The following is a 19,916-nucleotide window of genomic DNA, read 5'->3' on the forward strand; positions in this document are numbered from 1 at the left end:
AGTAAAAAAACCTCACCTGCGAAGTGAAATCATTCGCACAGGGCTCGACACAGTGCCGGGCAAGTCCGTTCCCACAGACGACCTGGGGGAATGGGCTTGCCCGGCGATGGCGATCTCGCCCCGTCAGATGTCCCACACCAGGTTGATGGCGAAGTTGCGGCCCGGCATGGTCAGGCGGTCGAGATTGGCCGGCTGGGTCACTCCCGCTTCGCCAAGCGCGTCGTAGCCACGTACGTCATCCCACTGCCAGTACTTCTTGTCAGTCAGGTTGTAGAGGCCTGCGTTGACGGTGATGTCGTCCGTCACCTTGTAGTAGCCGGTCAGGTCCAGCACGCCGTAACCAGGGGTGCGGAACTGCTTGCTGGCGCCATCGGGGGCGAAGAAGGTGGAGTCGTCGACGCGGTCCTTGCGCTTGACCAGGGTCCAGCTCAGCAGGCCCCCATAGTTCTGTTGCTCGTAGCCCAGGCCGAGGACCGCAGTCAGCGGGTTGACGCTGTTCAGTGGCTGACCGTTGTCGTCGTTGCGACCGCGGGCATAGGCCAGCGAGCCTTGGGTGTACAGGCCCTGGGCAGCGCCGAAGAGGTCGAGGTTCAGGCGGCCCTTGAACTCCGCGCCCTTGATGGTGGCGTGCTTGATGTTGTTGGCCTGGAAGGTCGAACCCAGGTTGGCCGACTGCACGGCGTCTTCGTTGATGAAGTCGCGGTACTTGTTGTAGAACACCGCGACATCGAAGTTGCCGGCCTCGAAGTTGCCGCGCAGGCCGGTTTCGTAGCTTTTGCTCTTCTCTGGCTCGAGGTCCGGGTTGGGTTGGACGCTGTAGCCCAGGGTCGGGTTGTCGAAGCGGCCGAACATGGCCTTGGCGGTCGGGGTACGGAAGCCCTCGGCGTACTGACCGTACCAGGTGTAGTGGTCGTCGAAGGCATAGGTCACGCCGAACTTCGGCGATACGCGGTGCCACTTCTTGTCAGCGTCGTCGATGGCCCCCGGCGCCGCACCGTTGCCCTGGACCCCGCGCAGGAACTCGCTGGTCATCTTCGGTTCCATGCGGGTGTAGTCGTACCGCGCGCCCGGCAGGAAGGTCCAGTTGTTCCAGCGGATTTCGTCCTGGGCGAACAGGCTGTAGGTGTTGACCGTCGGGTCGGGGAAGTCGCTGACCCTTACCTGGCCGTCGCCGGGGCTGTTCTGGCCGATCGCCGTACAGCTGCCGCCGACGTTGAGGCAGGTGCCGGTACCGCTGCGTGAACCGGTGATCTTTTCATGCTTGAGCGTCGTGCCGTAGGTCAGCAGGTGGTCGGTGGCACCGAGGCTGAAAGCCTTGTCCAGCTGGGCGTCGAATACCCACTGGCGGTCCTTGTAGGTGGTCTGGCGATCGCGGAACACCTGGCGGCCACTGGCGAAATAAAGCTCATCGGTGCGTTGGTCGGTCTTGGCGATCTGGTAGTTCAGGCTCCATTTCACGTGGTCGGCGACCAGGCTTTCGAGGCCGAATTCATGGTTGATGCCGAAGCGCTCGCGGGTAACGGTGTCGTCGCCCTGGCGCATCCGATACATGTTCGAGGCGCCGCGGCCCGGAATGAAGGGGCCTCCGACAGCGCTCAGGATGTTCTGGTCGCGGTCGTCCTTGTAGTGCTCGTAGGTGAAGCCGAAGCGGGTATCGTCGGCGTAGTTCCAGCCAAGCTTGGCCAGGACGTTGGTGGTGCGTACGTCCTCCGGGTTGGCCTTGCTGCGGTTCAGGCCGGTGCCGCCGTGTTCGCCATACGATTCAGTTTCATGACCGTTGCGTTGGCTCAGGTGCAGCAGGCCATCGAAGTCGCCCTGGCGACCGGCGACGGTGGCCGAGGTCAGCCAGCTTTCGTCAGCAGAGCTGTAGCCGGTCTTCAGACGCGCGCCGACATCCTTGCCCGGCTTGATGATGTCCTCGGGATCGAGGGTGTAGTAACTCACCGCGCCACCGATGGCATTGCTGCCATACAGCACCGAGGCCGGGCCGCGGAGGATCTCGACGCGCTTGACGATTTCCGGGTCGACATAGTTGCGTTGGGTCTGGGCGTAGGGGCCATAGAAGAAACTGTCGGGGATCGACACGCCGTCGACCTGGGTCAAGATGCGTTCACCGTCGATGCCGCGAATGTTGTAGCCATTCAAGCCGCTGCGCTGGCCGACGCCACCGACGGAAACACCCGGCTCGTAACGTACTAGCTGCTTGATGTCGTTGACGTTCTGCCGGTCCAGTTGCTCGCGGGTCTGCACGCTGACGGTGCTCGGCACCTGGCTGACGTCCTGAGCGCTACGGGTGGCGCTGACGGTCACCTGCTGCAGGGCGATGGCGTTGCCAGCGGCCTGGCGTTCGAGCACCACGTTGCCGTTGCCGATCTTGCGGTAGCCCAGGCCGGTGCCGCGTAGCAGGCGCTGCAGCGCCGCTTCCGGGGCCAGCGAGCCCTGTACGCCCGGCGAGGCCACGCCGTCGGCCAGCTCGGCGCTGAAGCCGACCTGCCAGCCGGTGACCTGGCTGAAGGCATTGATGGCCTCGACCAGCGGTTGCTGGGCGATGGCGAAGCGGTAGTCGCCCATGCGCGGGCTGCTCGCCTGGGCCGGTTCCACGGCCAGCGCGGGCAGGCTGCAGGCGCCGCTGGCGAGCAGGGCCAAGGTCAACAGGGACAATTGCCCGCGGCGGCGGGAAGAAGAGGACGGGCGGGTTTGACCTGTGGGCATCGAAAGCGCTCCCTGTCGCGCGTAAGTCATAGACAGTGTTTGTTCTCGTTTTCGAACGAGAATCAATCGTATTAGCTATAACGAGACGGGCGAGGCAGGGGGATCGCGTAAAAAAAATACAAGGTCAGTTGAGGATTACCACGGCAGGGTACTCATGCAGTTGCGCCGAGGTGATATGGGCCAGGGCACGTAGCGTTTCCAGCGGCTGGTCGAGGCGGTAGTTGCCGGTGACCGCGACCTGCTCCAGGTGCGAGTTGCGGTTGATGATCCATCCCGGGTAGTAGCGGCGGACCTCGGCGAGCACCTGGCTCAGTGGGCAGTTCTCGAACACCAGGCGGCCTTCGATCCAGGCCAGGTCCTTGCTCATGTCGGGGCGCTGGCGCTGACCGAAGCCCGTGGGGCCGACGCTGATGCTGTCGCCGGCACTCAGGCGGATGCGCTGGTCGCTCGCGGCCTGCAGGTCGACGTCGCCGCGCTGCACCCGCACCTGGGCTTCGCCATCGAGGTAGCGCACGGCGAAATCGGTGTCGCGCACGCTGGCGCGCAGTGGGCCGGCCTGGACTTCAAGCGGCGGCTGGCTGGCGTTGGACACCTGGAAATACGCCTCGCCCTGCAACAGGCGGGCAACCTTGCGGCCATCGCGTTCGTCGCTGGCAAAGGCCGAATTGGTGTTGAGCAGCACCTTGGCGCCGTGGTCCAGCTCCAGGCGCTGGCGCTCGCCGACCACGGTCAGGTGGTCGGCCTGCAGGCGCACCGGCAGGTTGCCGAAAGTGAACAACCCGACCAGCAGCACCGCGGCGGTGGCCAACGGTTTCCAGTGGCTGCGCAGGCGCCCGGCAAGCGAGCGCTTGCGCCTGTGCTGCAACTGGCCGGCGGCCTGGCGCAGCGAGGCGCCGTTCCACAGCGCTTCGGCCTCGACATAGGCCTCGGCGTTTTCCGGCTCGGCGCCCAGCCAGTGCTCGAACGCGCGGGTGTCGTCTTCGCTGGCGCATTGCAGGCGGATCAACCAGTCCAGCGCCTCTTCGCGGGCACGGGCGCGGGCATCAGGCTCGGCGGGTGACGGGCGAGGGGTGGTGTGGTCGGTCACGGGGGATCCTTGCATCGGGCATTTTTTGCGCATGATCAGTGCAGACCTTGCCCATGGCAAGGGCTTTGCGCTGACCCGCGGCGAGCGGTCGCGTCACTGGTGACGATCGGCCACGCCCATGCAGATGGCCATGATCAGTTTCAGCTCCTTCTGCACGGTGCTGGCCGAGATGCTCAACTGCTCGGCGATTTCCAGGTAGCTGGCGCCGTGCAGGCGGCTGAGGATGAAGATGCGTTGCTGGCGTTCGCTCAACTGGCCGAGGCTGACGCTCAGGTGCTTGAGCAGTTGCTCGGCGTGGGCGGCGTCCTCGCTGCTCGCGGCAGGCGCCGCGACGTTATGCAGGACTTGCTCGGGCACGTCGTCCACCAGCGTGCGCGCCTGCACCCGGCGCGTGCGCAGGTGGTCCAGGGCAAGGTTGCGGGCGGTCTGGAACACGAAAGGTTCCAGGTGCTCGATCGGGCGCTCGCCCAGGGCGCGGGTGACCCGCAGGTAGGTTTCCTGCAGCAGGTCCTCGGCGGTGCTGGGGTTGCCCACCATGCGCTGCAGCGTGCGCAGTAGAGTGAGACGCTGAGTGAGGAACACTGAGTTGAACCGGGACTGACTCACGGGGGAACCTGGGCGCTTTGGGGTTAATGATAATGCTTATCATCACTGGCCAAGGTCAAGCATGGAAATGTCATGAAAGAGTAAAGCTTGTGGGAGCAGGGGGCCCGCTCCCACACAAGTCGAATGCCGCCTGGGCGTGTTCCCTGCCTCAGCGTGCGTTGAACAACGCCAGGCAGTTATCCAGCATGCGGTTGGAGAAACCCCACTCATTGTCGTACCAGGCCAGTACCTTGAGCATCCGCCCATTGGCACGGGTGTGGTTGGCGTCGAAGATCGACGACAGCGGGTTGTGGTTGAAGTCGCACGACACCAACGGCAGGGCGTTATAGCCCAGCACCCGGGAATGACGGCTGGCCTCGAGGAATAGCTGGTTGACTTCCTCGGCGCTGGTTTCGCGCTGCAGGTTGACGGTGAGGTCGACCAGCGACACGTTGATCACCGGCACTCGTACGGCCATGCCTGTGAGCTTGCCAGCCAGTTCCGGCAGTACCAGGCCGACGGCCTCGGCGGCGCCAGTCTTGCTCGGGATCATCGACTGGGTGGCCGAGCGGGCGCGGTACGGGTCGCTATGGTAGACGTCGGTGAGCACCTGGTCGTTGGTGTAGGCGTGGATGGTGGTCATCAGGCCTTGCTCGATGCCGAACTCGCGGTGCAGCACCTGGGCGATCGGTGCCAGGCAGTTGGTGGTGCACGAGGCGTTGGAGATGATCTGGTGCGAGGCGCGCAGCACATCGTGGTTGACCCCGTATACCACGGTGGCGTCGACACCCTTGGCCGGGGCGCTGACAATCACCTTGCCGGCCCCGGCGCTCAGGTGCGCGGCGGCCTTGGCACGTTCGGTGAACAGCCCGGTGCATTCGAACACCACATCGATGGCCAAGGTCTTCCAGGGCAGCTCGGCAGGGTTGCGGATGGCGCTGACGGCGATGCGGTCGCCATTGACGGTGAGGCTTTCGTGGTCGGCCTCGACAGTGGCGTCAAAGGTGCCGTGGACGCTGTCGTACTTGAGCAGGTGGGCGTTCATCGCGCTGTCGCCCAGGTCGTTGATGGCGACGACCTGCAGGTCCTGGCGGTAGCCCTGCGTGTACAGTGCGCGCAGGACGTTGCGTCCGATGCGGCCGAATCCGTTGATGGCGATGCGTAGGGTCATGGTATTACCTCTGGCAGTCGGGTGAAGCCTGTGGCACAAAGGACAGCTTCACTGAAACGGTTTTGTTGTTGGAATTACAAGATTATTCACCGAGAGATAGAAAACAAGCCTTTTTGCTGGCAGTATTTTGTTTAAACATACAACGAGTGGTTGGGTTATCCCCCTGTCGAGCGGTCCATGCGCCTTTTCCTAGAGACTAGGTCGCAATCGTTTGGAGGGAAAATGCCCCAGTAAAGCCGCCCCACAGTTAGCCTGGAGTCCAGTACATGCATTCGCGCATCCTTGAGGTCACCGAACGGCTGATCGCCCGCAGCCGCCGTACCCGTGAACGCTACCTTGAGCTGATCCGTGGGGCGGCCAGTGACGGACCCATGCGCGCCCAGTTGCAGTGCGCCAACTTCGCCCATGGCGTGGCCGGCTGCGGTGGGGACGACAAGCAGACCCTGCGGCTGATGAACGCGGCCAACGTGGCCATTGTCTCGGCCTACAACGACATGCTCTCGGCGCACCAGCCGTACCAGCACTTCCCCGAACAGATCAAACAGGCGCTGCGCGAAGTCGGTTCGGTCGGCCAGTTCGCCGGCGGCGTGCCGGCAATGTGCGACGGCGTCACCCAGGGTGAGCCGGGCATGGAGCTGGCCATCGCCAGCCGTGAAGTGATCGCCATGTCCACCGCCATCGCCCTGTCGCACAACATGTTCGATGCCGCGCTGATGCTGGGCATCTGCGACAAGATCGTCCCCGGGCTGATGATGGGCGCCTTGCGTTTCGGCCACCTGCCGACGATCTTCGTGCCGGGCGGGCCGATGGTCTCGGGCATTTCCAACAAGGAAAAGGCCGATGTGCGCCAGCGCTACGCCGAGGGCAAGGCCACCCGCGAGCAACTGCTCGAATCGGAAATGAAGAGCTACCACGGCCCCGGCACCTGCACTTTCTACGGCACCGCCAACACCAACCAGCTGGTGATGGAGGTCATGGGCCTGCACCTGCCGGGCGCTTCGTTCGTCAACCCCTACACGCCGCTACGCGATGCCCTCACAGCCGAGGCCGCGCGCCAGGTCACGCGCATGACCAAGGCCAGTGGCAGCTTCATGCCCATTGGCCAGATCGTCGACGAAAAGGCGCTGGTCAACTCGATCGTCGCCCTGCACGCCACCGGCGGCTCGACCAACCACACCCTGCATATCCCGGCCATCGCCCAGGCCGCCGGCATCCAGCTGACCTGGCAGGACATGGCCGATCTGTCCGATGTGGTGCCGACGCTGTCCCACGTCTATCCCAACGGCAAGGCCGACATCAACCACTTCCAGGCCTCCGGCGGCATGGCCTTCCTCATTCGCGAGCTGCTCGACGCGGGCCTGCTGCACGAGGACGTCAATACCGTGGCCGGGCATGGCCTGCGCCGCTACACCCAGGAGCCGTTCCTGGAGGATGGCCGCCTGGTCTGGCGCGAGGGGCCGAAGGACAGTCTCGACGAAAGCATCCTGCGCCCGGTGGCGCGGCCGTTCTCCGCCGAGGGCGGTTTGCGGGTGATGGAAGGCAACCTTGGCCGTGGCGTGATGAAGGTTTCCGCCGTGGCGCCCGAGCACCGGGTGGTCGAGGCGCCTGCCCGGGTGTTCCACGACCAGCAGTCTCTGGCCGATGCATTCAAGGCCGGCGAGCTGGAGCGGGACTTCGTCGCCGTGGTGCGCTTCCAGGGGCCGCGCTGCAACGGCATGCCCGAGTTGCACAAGCTGACGCCGTTCCTCGGCGTGCTGCAGGATCGCGGCTTCAAGGTGGCGCTGGTCACCGACGGGCGCATGTCCGGTGCCTCGGGCAAGATCCCGGCGGCCATCCACGTCTGCCCGGAGGCTTTTGATGGTGGCCCGCTGGCGCGGGTGCGCGATGGTGATATCGTGCGCGTCGATGGTGCCGAAGGCACGCTGCGGATCATGGTCTCGGCCGAGGAACTGGCCGACCGTGCACTGCCTGCGCCACCCAAGGGCAACGACCTGGGGTGCGGGCGTGAGCTGTTCGGCTTCATGCGTGTGGCGTTCAGTTCCGCCGAGCAAGGCGCGAGCGCCTTCACCTCGGCCCTGGAGAACCTCGAATGAAGGCCTTGCTGGTCGGCGACATCGGTGGCACCAACGCGCGTTTTGCCGTGTGGCGCGACAATGAACTGCAGGCGGTGCAGGTGCTGGCCACCGCCGACTACACCAGCCCTGAACAGGCCATCGAGGCCTATCTGGCCGACCAGAGCATCGCCCGTGGCGCCCTGGCGGCGGTGTGTCTGGCGGTGGCAGGCCCCGTGGACGGCGACGAATTCCGCTTTACCAACAACCACTGGCGCCTGAGCCGCAGCGCGTTCTGCCAGACGCTGCAGGTCGATCGCCTGTTGCTGATCAACGACTTTTCCGCGATGGCGCTGGGCATGACCCGCCTGCGCGCAGGCGAATTTCGTGAAGTCTGCGCAGGCCTCGCCGATCCATCGCGCCCGGCGCTGGTGATCGGCCCCGGCACAGGCCTGGGCGTGGGCAGCCTGCTGCGCCACGGTGAGCACTGGCTGGCACTGCCGGGGGAGGGCGGGCATGTCGACCTGCCGGTGGGCAATGCCCGCGAAGCGGCGATTCATCAGGAAATCCATCGGCAGATCGGCCATGTCAGTGCCGAGACCGTGCTCAGTGGCGGTGGGCTGGTGCGCCTGTACCAGGCCATCTGTGCGCTCGATGGTGCTGCGCCGACGCACAAGACCCCGGCGCAGATCACCGACGCGGCGCTGGCCAACGAGCCACGGGCGCTAGCGGTGGTCGAGCAGTTCTGCCGGTTCCTCGGCCGGGTGGCGGGCAACAATGTGCTCACCCTCGGGGCGCGCGGTGGCGTCTACATTGTCGGTGGCGTGATTCCCCGTTTCGCCGAATTGTTCCTGCGCAGCGGCTTTGCCGCGAGCTTCGCCGACAAGGGCTGCATGAGCGGCTACTTCGCCGGGGTGCCGGTATGGCTGGTGACGGCGGAGTTTTCCGGGTTGCTGGGGGCGGGGGTGGCGCTGCAGCAAGCGCTGGATCGGTGATCGTTGGGGCCGCAAAGCGGCCCCAAACAGCAGACACAAAGATCTGCGCATAACAAGAGGACTGACCATTGTGACCACTGCCGGCAAATCGATCCTGATGGTCGACGACGACCAGGACATCCGCGAACTGCTGCAGACCTACCTCGCCCGCTGCGGCCTGCAGGTGCACGCCGAACCTGACGGCCAGGGCTTTCGCCGCGCCCTGGACGCCAACCCCTACGACCTGGTGATCCTCGACGTGATGCTGCCCGACGAAGACGGCTTCAGCCTGTGTCGCTGGGTTCGCCAGCACCCGCGCCAGGCGCGGGTGCCGATCATCATGCTCACCGCCAGTTCCGATGAAGCCGATCGGGTCATCGGCCTGGAGCTGGGCGCCGACGACTACCTCGGCAAACCCTTCAGCCCGCGAGAGCTGCAGGCACGGATCAAGGCCTTGTTGCGCCGTGCCGATTTCGGCCAGGCGACGCTGGCCAGTGCGGTGCTGGCCTTCGATGACTGGCGCCTGGACACGATCAGCCACCGTCTGTTCCACCGCGACGGCGAAGAAGTGATCCTCTCCGGCGCCGACTTCGCCCTGCTCAAACTGTTTCTCGATCACCCGCAGCAGATCCTCGACCGCGACACCATCGGCAACGCCACCCGTGGTCGCGAACCGATGCCGCTGGACCGTATCGTCGACATGGCGGTCAGTCGCCTGCGCCAGCGCCTGCGCGACACGGAAAAACCACCCCGGCTGATCCGCACCGTGCGTGGCAGCGGCTACCTGCTGGCGGCCAATGTCTGCCCGGCCTGACGAGCGTCGCTGGCGCCTGCTGCCGCGCTCGCTGTTGGGGCGCATGCTGCTGCTTACCTTGCTGGTGGTATTGCTGGCTCAGGGCCTGTCCAGCGTGATCTGGGTTGCGCAATTGCGCGCCAGCCAGCTGCAGGGCTTGCGCGCCAGCGCCAGCAGCCTCGCGCACTCGATGAGTGCCAGTGTCAGCTACTTCCGCTCGCTGCCGGTGGCCTACCGGCCCATGGTATTGGATCAGTTGCGCAGCATGGGCGGCACGCGCTTCTTCGTCTCGCTCAACGTCAAGCCTCTGGAAATGCCGGTGTTGCCGATCACCCCGCGCAAGCAGGCGGTGATCGACGTGTTCCAGGAGGTACTGCACGAGCGTCTTGGCCAGCAGATGGAGATCTCCGTGGAGTTCGTCAGCCCCGACGATCTGCGCATTTTCAACAGCGGCCTGAAACTCGATGAGCTGCCCCGCTCGTGGGCGCACTATTCGTTGACCCTCGAGCCGCTCAATCCGCCGGTGCTGGTGACCCAGATCCGCCTCGGCGAAGGCGAATGGCTGTACATCGCCTCGCTGCTGCCCGAGCCCTACACCAGCCTTGAGGCCGAACGCTTGCCGCGTCAGCAGATCGGCTTCATTGCCCTGACCACCGTGCTGTTGCTGCTGTTCATCGGCCTGCTGGTGCACTGGCAGAGCCGGCCGCTCAAACGCCTGGCACGGGCAGCGCGGGAAATGTCGCTGGGGGCGGACGTGGCCCCGGTGGCCGAAGGCGGAGGCAGCGAAGTGGTCGAGGTGGGGCGGGCGTTCAACAACATGCGTGATCGGATAAGCCGTTACCTGACCGAGCGTTCCCAGCTGTTCAGCGCCATTTCCCATGACCTGCGCACACCGATCACGCGCCTGCGCCTGCGAGTGGAGCTGCTCGAGGACGAGAAGCTGCAGGCCAAGTTCAGCCGCGATCTCGATGAACTGGAGCTGCTGGTCAAGGGTGCGCTGCAATGTGTCAAGGACACCGATATCCACGAAAATATCGAGCCGATCGACCTCAATCAGGTGCTGGAGCTGCTGGCCGAGCCTTATCTCGGCGATGGGCGCATCACCGTGGAGGGGCAGGCGTTGGCACCGTACCCCGGCAAATCGCTGGCCTTGCGCCGCTGCATCGGCAACCTGATCGACAACGCCATCAAGTATGGCGAGCGGGCGCAGCTGCGCATCATCGATACCGCCGAGAGCTTCGTGCTGCAGGTGGACGACCAGGGCCCGGGGGTGCCGGAGCAACGTCTGGAGCAGGTGTTCGAGCCGCACTTCCGCCTGGCCGGGCAGCAGCAGGGGTATGGGCTGGGGCTGGGCATCGCGCGCAACATCGCCCATAGCCATGGCGGCGAGGTAAGCCTGGTGAACCTGCGCGAGGGTGGACTGCGGGTGACCTTGTACCTGCCGCGTACAGCCGAATGAGCCCTTGCCCCGCGATAAGCGCTTGGATGTAACGATGCGGTGACAATCGAGCCGGGCTTCGTGACATGCCAGCCAGGATGGCTGACTAGAATCGGCTGACAACAACAAGGAAGGTGCACCATGGCCATCAGCTGGCTCGACTCCCCGACACACCATGCCTGGCTCGACGCCGAGGCCCTGCGCCTGCTCTCCTTCGCCAGGGCTTCGCGCCTGCCCCAGGGGTTCGGCAACCTCGATGACGAAGGCCGCCTGCCCCGTTGCGCCCTGGCCGAGACCATGAATACCGCGCGCATGACCCACAGTTTCGCCTTGGCGCATATCCAGGGCGTTCCGGGTTGCCGCGAGCTGGTCGAGCATGGCGTCGGCGCCCTGCAAGGCCCGTTGCGCGACCAGGAACATGACGGCTGGTACGCGCAGCCCGAAGGTCATGGCGACACCGGCAAGGCCGCCTACCTGCACGCCTTCGTCGCCCTCGCCGCCAGCTCGGCGGTGGTGGCGGGCATCAGCCAGGCGTCGGCGTTGCTGGAGGCGGTAACCCAGGTCATCGCGCAGCGCTTCTGGTGCGAAGAGGAGGGCGCCCTGCGCGAGTCGTTCTCCCGCGACTGGCGGCAGGCGGAGGCCTACCGGGGCGCCAACAGCAACATGCACGGCGTCGAAGCCTTCCTCGCCGTGGCTGACGTGACCGGCGACACACAGTGGTTGCTGCGCGCCCAACGGATCGTCGAGCGCTTGATCCTGACCCACGCCGCCGCCGACGGTATGCGCGTCACGGAACATTTCGATGCGCAGTGGCAGGCGCTCCCCGACTACAACCGCGACAACCCCGCCGATGGCTTCCGTCCTTACGGGACCACGCCCGGCCACGCCTTCGAATGGGCGCGCCTGGTGCTGCACCTCGAGGCGGCCCTGCAAAGGGCGCAACTGCCTGCGCCCGAGTCCTTGCTGCCCGCCGCCCAGGGCCTGTTCGACAGCGCCTGTCGCCACGCCTGGCAGGCAGACGGCGCGCCGGGGCTGGTCTACACCCTGGACTGGCACGACCGCCCGGTGGTGCGCGAGCGCCTGCACTGGGTGCATGCCGAGGCCTGTGCCACTGCCGCGGCGCTGTTGCAACGTACCGGTGAAGCCCAGTACGAACACTGGTACCGCTGCTTCTGGGACTTCATCGCCAGCCACTTCATCGACCGCGCCCATGGCAGCTGGCACCACGAGCTCGACCCGGCACTGCTGCCCAGTGCGCGCATCTGGGGCGGCAAGCCTGACCTCTACCACGCCTACCAGGCCCTGCTGCTGCCACGCCTGCCGCTGGCGCCGAGCCTTGCCACGGCCCTGGCTTTGTAACCAGACGATGACATTCGCGCATCCGTTCGTTACCTGGCGCCGGGCGCGACCTCCCTACACTCCATGCCATGCAAGCGACAGTCTTGCCTCGCATAACAACAAGAAAGGTAATCCCATGCATCCGACGCTTCGTCTCGCCGCCGCGATCTCCTTCGCCTCCCTGTTCTCCCTCAGTGCCCAGGCCGCCGACTCCAAAGGCAGCGTGGAAGTCGTCCATTGGTGGACCTCCGGCGGCGAGAAGGCCGCGGTCGACGTGCTCAAGGCGCAGGTCGAGAAGGACGGCTTCACCTGGAAGGACGGCGCCGTGGCTGGCGGTGGTGGCGCCACCGCCATGACCGTGCTCAAGAGCCGCGCCGTGGCTGGCAACCCGCCCGGGGTCGCGCAGATCAAGGGCCCGGATATCCAGGAGTGGGCATCAACCGGTTTGCTGGATACCGATGTGCTCAAGGACGTGGCCAAGGAAGAGAAATGGGACGGCCTGCTCGACAAGAAGATCGCCGATACTGTGAAGTACAAGGACAAGGAATCCAAGGAACCACCTAGTTACGTTGCCGTCCCAGTAAACATCCACCGTATCAACTGGCTGTGGATCAACCCGGAAGTGTTCAAGAAGGCCGGTATCGACAAGGCCCCGACTACCCTCGATGAATTCTACGCCGCCGCCGACAAGCTCAAGGCCGCCGGTTTCATCCCGCTGGCCCACGGTGGCCAGCCGTGGCAGGACAGCACCGTGTTCGAGAGCGTGGTGCTCTCGGTGATGGGCGTCGAGGGTTACAAGAAGGCCCTGGTCGAGCTGGACGAAAAGGCCCTGACCGGCCCCGAGATGGTCAAGGCGCTCACCGAACTGAAGAAAGTCGCCACCTACATGGACCCTGACGGCAAGGGCCAGGACTGGAACCTGGAGGCGGCCAAGGTCATCAACGGCAAGGCCGGCATGCAGATCATGGGCGACTGGGCCAAGAGCGAATGGACCCTGGCGAAGAAAACCGCTGGCAAGGACTACCAGTGCGTGGCCTTCCCCGGCACCGACCAGGCGTTCCTCTACAACATCGACTCGCTGGTGGTGTTCAAGCAGAAGGACAAGGGTACCGCGGCAGGCCAGCAGGACATCGCCCGCAAGGTGCTGGGCGAAGACTTCCAGAAGGTCTTCAGCATCAACAAGGGCTCGATCCCGGTGCGTAACGACATGCTTGCCGACATGGGCAAGTACGGCTTCGACAGTTGCGCCCAGACGGCGGCCCAGGACTTCCTGGCCGATGCCAAAAACGGCGGCCTGCAACCGAGCATGGCGCACAACATGGCCACCACCCTGGCGGTACAGGGGGCGTTCTTCGATGTGGTGACCAACTACATCAACGATCCCAAGGCCGATCCGGCCGATGCGGCGAAGAAGCTGAACGCAGCTGTCAAAGCGGCCAAGTAAGGGGCTGACGGCCCTATCGCCGGCAAGTCGCGGCGGCGAACCGCGGCTCCCACAGGTACAGCGATCAGCCTGAGCACACCTGTACCTGTGGGAGCTGGCTTGCCAGCGATAAGGCCCGCGCAGGCAATCTCGTATCGGGAACCCAGATCATGACTACAGCAACCGCCCGCCTGCGGGCCTCCCCCCTGGACGCGCTGCAGCGCTGGCTGCCGAAACTGGTGCTGGCGCCGAGCATGCTCATCGTCCTGGTGGGCTTCTACGGCTACATCCTGTGGACCTTCGTCCTCTCGTTCACCACCTCTACTTTCCTGCCCACCTACAAGTGGGCGGGCCTGGCCCAGTACGCCCGGCTGTTCGACAACGACCGCTGGTGGGTGGCGAGCAAGAACCTGCTGCTGTTCGGCGGGCTGTTCATCGGCATCACCCTGGCCATCGGCGTGTTCCTTGCCGTGCTGCTCGACCAGCGCATCCGCCGCGAAGGCTTCATCCGCACCATCTACCTGTACCCCATGGCGCTGTCGATGATCGTCACCGGTACCGCCTGGAAGTGGCTGCTCAACCCAGGCATGGGCCTGGACAAGCTGCTGCGTGACTGGGGCTGGGAAGGCTTTCGCCTGGACTGGCTGATCGACCCCGACCGGGTGGTCTACTGCCTGGTGATCGCTGCCGTGTGGCAGGCCTCGGGCTTCATCATGGCGATGTTCCTCGCCGGCCTGCGCGGCGTCGACCAGTCGATCATCCGCGCCGCACAGCTCGATGGCGCCAGCCTGCCGCGCATCTACTGGACCGTGGTGCTGCCCAGTCTGCGCCCGGTGTTCTTCAGCTCGCTGATGATCCTCGCGCACATCGCGATCAAAAGCTTCGACCTGGTGGCGGCGATGACCGCGGGGGGGCCGGGCTACTCCTCGGACCTGCCGGCAATGTTCATGTACTCGTTCACCTTCAGCCGTGGGCAGATGGGCATGGGCTCGGCCAGCGCGATCCTCATGCTGGGCGCGATCCTGGCGATCATCGTCCCCTACCTGTACTCCGAACTGCGGGGCAAACGCCATGACTAGTCCTGTCGACAAACCCGCGCTGAACCTCAGCCGCATCGCCATCCACGCGGTGCTGCTGCTGGCGGTGTTGCTGTACCTGGTGCCACTGGTGGTCATGCTGCTGACCAGCTTCAAGACCCCCGAGGACATCAGCACCGGCAACCTGCTGAGCTGGCCTGCGGTGTTCACCGGCATTGGCTGGGCCAAGGCCTGGGCCACGGTCAATGGCTATTTTCTCAACTCGATCCTGATCACCGTGCCGGCGGTGCTGATCTCCACGGCCATTGGCGCGCTCAACGGCTACGTGCTGTCTATGTGGCGCTTCCGTGGCTCGCAGCTGTTCTTCGGCCTGCTGCTGTTCGGCTGCTTCCTGCCGTTCCAGACCGTGCTGCTGCCGGCCTCGTTCACCCTCGGCAAGCTGGGCCTGGCCAGCACCACCAGCGGCCTGGTGCTGGTGCATGTGGTGTACGGCCTGGCCTTCACCACATTGTTCTTCCGCAACTACTACGTGAGCATCCCCGAGGCGCTGGTCAAGGCCGCGCGTCTGGACGGCGCCGGGTTCTTCACCATCTTCGGGCGGATCATCCTGCCGATGTCGACGCCGATCATCATGGTCTGCCTGATCTGGCAGTTCACCCAGATCTGGAACGACTTCCTGTTCGGCGTGGTGTTCTCCAGCGGCGACTCGCAACCGATCACCGTGGCCCTGAACAACCTGGTCAACACCAGCACCGGGGCCAAGGAATACAACGTCGACATGGCCGCGGCGATGATCGCCGGGCTGCCGACGCTGCTGGTCTACGTGATTGCGGGCAAGTATTTCGTGCGCGGGCTGACCGCCGGCGCGGTCAAGGGGTAAGTCATGGCAACACTCGAACTTCGCAATGTGCACAAGACCTATGGCGCGGGCCTGCCGGATACGCTCAAGGACATCCAGCTGGCGATCAAGGACGGTGAGTTCCTGATCCTGGTCGGGCCCTCGGGCTGCGGCAAGTCGACGCTGATGAACTGCATCGCCGGCCTGGAAAGCATCAGCGGCGGGGCGATCCTCATCGACGACGAGGATGTCAGCGGCATGAGCCCCAAGGATCGCGACATCGCCATGGTGTTCCAGTCCTACGCGCTGTACCCGACCATGAACGTGCGCGACAACATCGCCTTTGGCCTGAAGATCCGCAAGATGTCCCAGGCCGCCATCGACGAGGAGGTGGCGCGGGTGGCCAAGCTGCTGCAGATCGAGCACCTGCTGGGGCGCAAGCCCGGCCAGCTGTCCGGCGGCCAGCAGCAGCGCGTGGCCATGGGCCGGGCGCTGGCGCGGCGGCCGAAGATCTACCTGTTCGACGAACCGCTGTCGAACCTCGACGCCAAGCTGCGGGTGGAGATGCGCACCGAGATCAAGCTGATGCACCAGCGCCTGAAGACCACCACGGTGTATGTCACCCATGACCAGATCGAGGCCATGACCCTGGGCGACAAGGTGGCGGTGATGAAGGACGGCATCATTCAGCAGTTCGGCACCCCGCAACAGATCTACAACGACCCGGCCAACCTGTTCGTCGCCAGTTTCATCGGCTCGCCGCCGATGAATTTCATTCCCGTGCGCCTGATGAAGCAGGACGGGCGGGTGCTGGCGCTGCTCGACAGCGGCCAGGCGCGCTGCGAGCTGCCGCTGGGCGTGGCGGCGGACGAGCTGGAAGGGCGCGAGATTATCCTCGGCGTGCGCCCTGAACAAATCTCGCTGGGGGCCGCCGAGGGTAACGGCATGCCCGCGATCCGCGCCGAAGTGCAGGTCACCGAGCCCACCGGCCCGGACCTGCTGGTGTTCGTCACCCTCAACCAGACCAAGGTCTGCTGCCGCCTGGCGCCGGATGTGCCGTGCCGGGTGGGCGACAGCCTCAACCTGCAGTTCGACCCGGCGCGGGTGCTGCTGTTCGACGCCGGCAGCGGCGAACGTCTCGACCTCGCCGCCAGCGGCACTGCCATCAAGGACAACGTGACTCGCTTCAAAGGCCGTTGAATCGTCTAGAACAATGCATAACAAGAAAAGAGGACGCAAAGGGATGGAACATCGCAATCGCATCAAGACCCTGGGATCGCTCGCCTTGCTGGCGCTGATCGGCAGCAGCGGGGCCCAGGCCGCCGAGGCTTTCTCGTCGGAATCGAAATGGATGACCGGCGACTGGGGCGGCACCCGTACCGAGCTGCTGGAGAAGGGCTACGACTTCACCCTCGACTACGTTGGCGAAGTGGCCGGCAACCTGCACGGTGGCTACAACGACGACAAGACCGCGCGCTACAGCGACCAGTTCGCCCTGGGCGCGCACCTGGACCTGGAGAAGATCTTCGGCTGGAAGGACACCGAGTTCAAGCTGGCGATCACCGAGCGTAGCGGCCGCAACCTGTCCAACGACCGCATCAGCGACCCGCGTGCCGGGCAGTTCAGCTCGGTGCAGGAGGTTTGGGGGCGCGGCCAGACCTGGCGCCTGACGCAGATGTGGGTCAAGCAGAAGTACTTCGACGGCGCGCTGGACGTGAAATTCGGCCGCTTCGGCGAGGGCGAGGACTTCAACAGCTTCCCCTGCGACTTCCAGAACCTGGCCTTCTGCGGCTCGCAAGTGGGCAACTGGGTCGGCGGCATCTGGTACAACTGGCCGGTCAGCCAGTGGGCGCTGCGGGTCAAGTACAACATCACCCCGGAATTCTTCGTCCAGGTCGGCGCCTACGAGCAGAACCCGTCGAACCTGGAGACCGGCAACGGCTTCAAACTCAGCGGCAGCGGCACCAAGGGTGCGATCCTGCCGGTGGAGGCGGTCTGGTCGCCGAAGGTCAACGGCCTGCCGGGCGAGTACCGCCTGGGCTACTACTACAGCACCGCCAAGGCCGACGACGTGTACGACGACATCAACGGCAACCCGCAGGCGCTGACCGGCGCGGCGTTCAAGTCGCACTCCAGCAAGCACGGCTGGTGGGTCGTGGCCCAGCAGCAGGTCACCGCCCATGCCGGCGACGTCAACCGCGGCCTGAGCCTGTTCGCCAACTTCACCGTGCACGACAAGGCCACCAACGTGGTCGACAACTACCAGCAGGTCGGCCTGGTCTACAAGGGCGCCTTCGATGCCCGGCCCAAGGACGACATCGGCTTCGGCATCGCCCGCATCCACGTCAATGACGATGTGAAGAAGCGTGCCGAGCTGCTCAATGCCCAGTCCGGCATCAACGACTATGACAACCCAGGCTTCGCGCCGCTGCAGCGCACCGAGTACAACGCCGAGCTCTACTACGGCTTCCACGTCACCAACTGGCTGACCGTGCGCCCGAACCTGCAGTACATCAAGAGCCCGGGCGGTGTGGATGAAGTGGACAACGCGCTGGTCGCGGGGTTGAAGATTCAGTCGTCATTCTGAGAAAAATTGTTGTAAATTTACGCCATCCATTTCGGCCTTCCCGCTAACCACTGGTCTGCAGTGGTTAGCGGGCACGGGCTGAGACAGCGCTATCTCGAACAACAAAAGAGCTTGGAACCATGCCCGAACATCCGCTACATCGCTTCTTCACCTCGCAACGGCCCAGGCCGACCTTCGAGTGGGAGCGTTACCAGCAGCGCGATGTGCTGATCATCGACCACCCTTGCTGCCAGGCAGTGTTCAGCCGCCAGGGCGGGCAGCTCCTGCACTTTCAACCCGCCGGTGAGAAACCCTGGTTGTGGTGCGCCGAGCAGTGGCCGCAGGTAGGGGCTATCCGCGGAGGCGTGCCGGTGTGCTGGCCCTGGTATGGCCGCCATCCCAGCGAGGACCTGTGGCCGGCCCATGGCTGGGCGCGCCTGCTGGACTGGAAGCTGGTGGACAGCCGCGAGGACGAGGAGGGGGTGACCCTGAAATGGCGCCTGGACCTGTGCGACTGGCAGGTCGACCTGCATGCCCGGCTTGGAGCGAGCATGGAACTGAGCCTGAGCACCGAGCACCAGGACAGTGAACCGTGCCAGCTGAGCCATGCGCTGCTGGCCTACTGGCGGATCAGCGACGTGTCGAAGATAGCGCTGTCTGGGCTGGAGGATATCGACGGCTACGACCGTCTCAATCGCCAGGCCTGCCGCGAAGACGGCGCGCTGACCCTCAAGGGCGGTTGCCAGCGGGTCTATCCCGGTACGCCGCGGGTGCAATTGCAGGACCCGGCCTGGCAGCGCGAACTGTGCATCGACACCGGCGACAGCGACGACACTGTGGTCTGGCACCCTGGCAACCGGCCGTTGATGGGCGTGAGCGGGCGCGAGTGCCAAGGCTTCGTCTGCGTCGAGGCGGCCAGCGGCAGTGGCGAGGGTCTGAGCCTGGCGCCGGGCGAGCGGGCGCACCTGCGTTTGCAGGCGCACCGGCTCAGTTGAGGTCGTCGTCCTCGATCGGGTAGCGACTGGCGTTGAGGCTTTCCTTGATCTTGCGCAGGTGCGGCTGGAAGTCCACGCCACGGCGCAGGGTCATGCCGGTGGCGAGCACATCGAGCACGGTGAGCTGGATTATCCGCGAGGTCATCGGCATGTAGATGTCGGTGTCTTCCGGCAGCGGGATATGCAGGCTCAGGCTGCAGGCCTGGGCCAGGGGCGAGCCGGCGGCGGTCAGGCCGAGCACCGAGGCGCCGTTTTCCCGCGCCAGGCGCGCCACCTCGACCAGTTCGCGGGTGCGCCCGGTGTAGGAAATGATCACGAACAGGTCGCCGGTGTGGGCCACCGAAGCCAGCATGCGCTGCATCAGCACATCGGCGTGGGCCGACACGGCGAGATTGAAGCGGAAGAACTTGTGCTGCGCATCGAGGGCCACCGGGGCCGAGGCGCCGAGGCCGAAGAAGTGGATCTGTCGGGCTTGGATCATCATGTCCACGGCGCGGCTGACCTGCTGCGGGTCGAGCGCCTGGCAGGCGCTGTCGAGCGAGGCAATGGCGCTGCCGAAGATCTTCTGGGTGTAGGCGGCCGGATCGTCGTCGGCCTCCACCGCGCGGCTGACATAGGCGGCGCCGCTGGCCAGGCTCTGCGCCAGTTGCAGCTTGAGCTCGGGGTAGCCGCTGACGCCGAACGAGCGGCAGAAGCGGTTGACCGTCGGTTCGCTGACACTGGCCGCCTGGGCCAGGGCGGCAATGCTGAAGCGGGTGGCTTGCTGCGGGTTGAGCATGATGACTTCGGCGACCTTGCGTTCGGCCTTGTTCAGCTCGTCGAGGCGGCCCTGGATCTGTTCCAGGAGGTTTCGCACGCGGTCCATGGTGTGTCCTTGGGTCGGGAAGCAGGCTTTTTGCGCTGGTGTG

16 protein-coding genes are annotated in these 19,916 nt (G+C 65.1%); 11 read left to right on the forward strand and 5 right to left on the reverse strand.

Annotated features, from left to right (window positions below; translation table 11 throughout):
• Positions 1 to 123: 123 nt before the first annotated feature.
• From LOY42_RS05130 to gap, 4 genes are all read right to left on the reverse strand, one after another.
• Entirely contained in the window at positions 124 to 2,712 is a 2,589-nt protein-coding gene (locus LOY42_RS05130; RefSeq protein ID WP_258599951.1) for a TonB-dependent receptor, read from the reverse strand.
• Between the two features lie 124 nt (positions 2,713 to 2,836).
• Positions 2,837 to 3,799 carry a FecR domain-containing protein gene (locus LOY42_RS05135; RefSeq protein WP_258599952.1) on the reverse strand — a complete coding sequence of 321 codons (963 nt, stop codon included), beginning with the start codon at positions 3,797 to 3,799 and terminating at the stop codon, positions 2,837 to 2,839.
• Between the two features lie 93 nt (positions 3,800 to 3,892).
• Entirely contained in the window at positions 3,893 to 4,405 is a 513-nt protein-coding gene (locus tag LOY42_RS05140) for an RNA polymerase sigma factor (RefSeq protein WP_139669068.1), read from the reverse strand.
• A gap of 148 nt (positions 4,406 to 4,553) precedes the next feature.
• Positions 4,554 to 5,555: a type I glyceraldehyde-3-phosphate dehydrogenase gene (gene gap, locus LOY42_RS05145; protein ID WP_038706743.1), complete on the reverse strand. Its 1,002-nt coding sequence runs from the start codon at positions 5,553 to 5,555 to the stop codon at positions 4,554 to 4,556.
• A 266-nt stretch (positions 5,556 to 5,821) separates the two neighbouring features.
• Here gap and edd point away from each other — a divergent pair, with 266 nt between their 5' ends.
• The 11 genes from edd (at position 5,822) to LOY42_RS05200 (ending at position 19,008) form a co-directional block, all read left to right on the forward strand.
• Positions 5,822 to 7,648: a phosphogluconate dehydratase gene (gene edd / locus LOY42_RS05150; RefSeq protein ID WP_258599953.1), complete on the forward strand. Its 1,827-nt coding sequence runs from the start codon at positions 5,822 to 5,824 to the stop codon at positions 7,646 to 7,648.
• Positions 7,645 to 8,601, forward strand: coding sequence for a glucokinase (locus LOY42_RS05155; protein WP_198754434.1), 957 nt, complete (start codon positions 7,645 to 7,647; stop codon positions 8,599 to 8,601). The genes edd and LOY42_RS05155 overlap by 4 nt, the downstream gene beginning before the upstream one ends.
• A gap of 97 nt (positions 8,602 to 8,698) precedes the next feature.
• On the forward strand, positions 8,699 to 9,394 hold the full coding sequence (locus LOY42_RS05160) for a response regulator transcription factor (RefSeq protein ID WP_219730381.1): 696 nt from the start codon (positions 8,699 to 8,701) through the stop codon (positions 9,392 to 9,394).
• Complete coding sequence (locus tag LOY42_RS05165) at positions 9,378 to 10,832, forward strand: ATP-binding protein (protein ID WP_139669074.1); 1,455 nt, start codon at positions 9,378 to 9,380, stop codon at positions 10,830 to 10,832. The genes LOY42_RS05160 and LOY42_RS05165 overlap by 17 nt, the downstream gene beginning before the upstream one ends.
• Before the next feature lie 120 nt (positions 10,833 to 10,952).
• Positions 10,953 to 12,170, forward strand: coding sequence for an AGE family epimerase/isomerase (locus LOY42_RS05170; RefSeq protein WP_258599954.1), 1,218 nt, complete (start codon positions 10,953 to 10,955; stop codon positions 12,168 to 12,170).
• Between the two features lie 115 nt (positions 12,171 to 12,285).
• Positions 12,286 to 13,593 (forward strand): ABC transporter substrate-binding protein, encoded by a 1,308-nt coding sequence (locus LOY42_RS05175; RefSeq protein WP_139669078.1) that lies wholly within the window; start codon positions 12,286 to 12,288, stop codon positions 13,591 to 13,593.
• Between the two features lie 149 nt (positions 13,594 to 13,742).
• Complete coding sequence (locus LOY42_RS05180) at positions 13,743 to 14,651, forward strand: carbohydrate ABC transporter permease (RefSeq protein ID WP_102682947.1); 909 nt, start codon at positions 13,743 to 13,745, stop codon at positions 14,649 to 14,651.
• Positions 14,644 to 15,489: a carbohydrate ABC transporter permease gene (locus LOY42_RS05185; protein WP_110699842.1), complete on the forward strand. Its 846-nt coding sequence runs from the start codon at positions 14,644 to 14,646 to the stop codon at positions 15,487 to 15,489. Before LOY42_RS05180 ends, LOY42_RS05185 begins: the two co-directional genes overlap by 8 nt.
• A 3-nt stretch (positions 15,490 to 15,492) precedes the next feature.
• On the forward strand, positions 15,493 to 16,647 hold the full coding sequence (locus LOY42_RS05190; RefSeq protein ID WP_139669080.1) for an ABC transporter ATP-binding protein: 1,155 nt from the start codon (positions 15,493 to 15,495) through the stop codon (positions 16,645 to 16,647).
• Between the two features lie 13 nt (positions 16,648 to 16,660).
• Complete coding sequence (locus tag LOY42_RS05195) at positions 16,661 to 18,034, forward strand: carbohydrate porin (protein ID WP_372241207.1); 1,374 nt, start codon at positions 16,661 to 16,663, stop codon at positions 18,032 to 18,034.
• A gap of 119 nt (positions 18,035 to 18,153) precedes the next feature.
• Positions 18,154 to 19,008: a D-hexose-6-phosphate mutarotase gene (locus LOY42_RS05200; protein WP_258599955.1), complete on the forward strand. Its 855-nt coding sequence runs from the start codon at positions 18,154 to 18,156 to the stop codon at positions 19,006 to 19,008.
• Here LOY42_RS05200 and hexR read toward each other — a convergent pair.
• The gene (hexR, locus tag LOY42_RS05205) at positions 19,001 to 19,864 is read right to left on the reverse strand and encodes a DNA-binding transcriptional regulator HexR (protein ID WP_177485995.1); all 864 of its coding nucleotides are present in this window, start codon (positions 19,862 to 19,864) and stop codon (positions 19,001 to 19,003) included. The genes LOY42_RS05200 and hexR overlap by 8 nt on opposite strands.
• Positions 19,865 to 19,916: the final 52 nt, after the last annotated feature.

The organism is Pseudomonas sp. B21-023 (assembly GCF_024749165.1).
Classification (GTDB): domain Bacteria; phylum Pseudomonadota; class Gammaproteobacteria; order Pseudomonadales; family Pseudomonadaceae; genus Aquipseudomonas.

Bases quoted from the DNA above. Each gene is read 5' to 3' on its own strand.
- LOY42_RS05165 (WP_139669074.1), top strand. From the start codon at position 9,378: ATGTCTGCCCGGCCTGACGAGCGTCGCTGGCGCCTGCTGCCGCGCTCG.
- LOY42_RS05160 (WP_219730381.1), top strand. From the start codon at position 8,699: ATGGTCGACGACGACCAGGACATCCGCGAACTGCTGCAGACCTACCTC.
- LOY42_RS05175 (WP_139669078.1), top strand. From the start codon at position 12,286: ATGCATCCGACGCTTCGTCTCGCCGCCGCGATCTCCTTCGCCTCCCTG.
- edd (WP_258599953.1), top strand. From the start codon at position 5,822: ATGCATTCGCGCATCCTTGAGGTCACCGAACGGCTGATCGCCCGCAGC.
- LOY42_RS05195 (WP_372241207.1), top strand. From the start codon at position 16,661: ATGCATAACAAGAAAAGAGGACGCAAAGGGATGGAACATCGCAATCGC.
- LOY42_RS05155 (WP_198754434.1), top strand. From the start codon at position 7,645: ATGAAGGCCTTGCTGGTCGGCGACATCGGTGGCACCAACGCGCGTTTT.
- LOY42_RS05180 (WP_102682947.1), top strand. From the start codon at position 13,743: ATGACTACAGCAACCGCCCGCCTGCGGGCCTCCCCCCTGGACGCGCTG.
- LOY42_RS05170 (WP_258599954.1), top strand. From the start codon at position 10,953: ATGGCCATCAGCTGGCTCGACTCCCCGACACACCATGCCTGGCTCGAC.
- LOY42_RS05130 (WP_258599951.1), bottom strand. From the start codon at position 2,712: ATGCCCACAGGTCAAACCCGCCCGTCCTCTTCTTCCCGCCGCCGCGGG.
- LOY42_RS05200 (WP_258599955.1), top strand. From the start codon at position 18,154: ATGCCCGAACATCCGCTACATCGCTTCTTCACCTCGCAACGGCCCAGG.
- gap (WP_038706743.1), bottom strand. From the start codon at position 5,555: ATGACCCTACGCATCGCCATCAACGGATTCGGCCGCATCGGACGCAAC.
- LOY42_RS05185 (WP_110699842.1), top strand. From the start codon at position 14,644: ATGACTAGTCCTGTCGACAAACCCGCGCTGAACCTCAGCCGCATCGCC.
- LOY42_RS05190 (WP_139669080.1), top strand. From the start codon at position 15,493: ATGGCAACACTCGAACTTCGCAATGTGCACAAGACCTATGGCGCGGGC.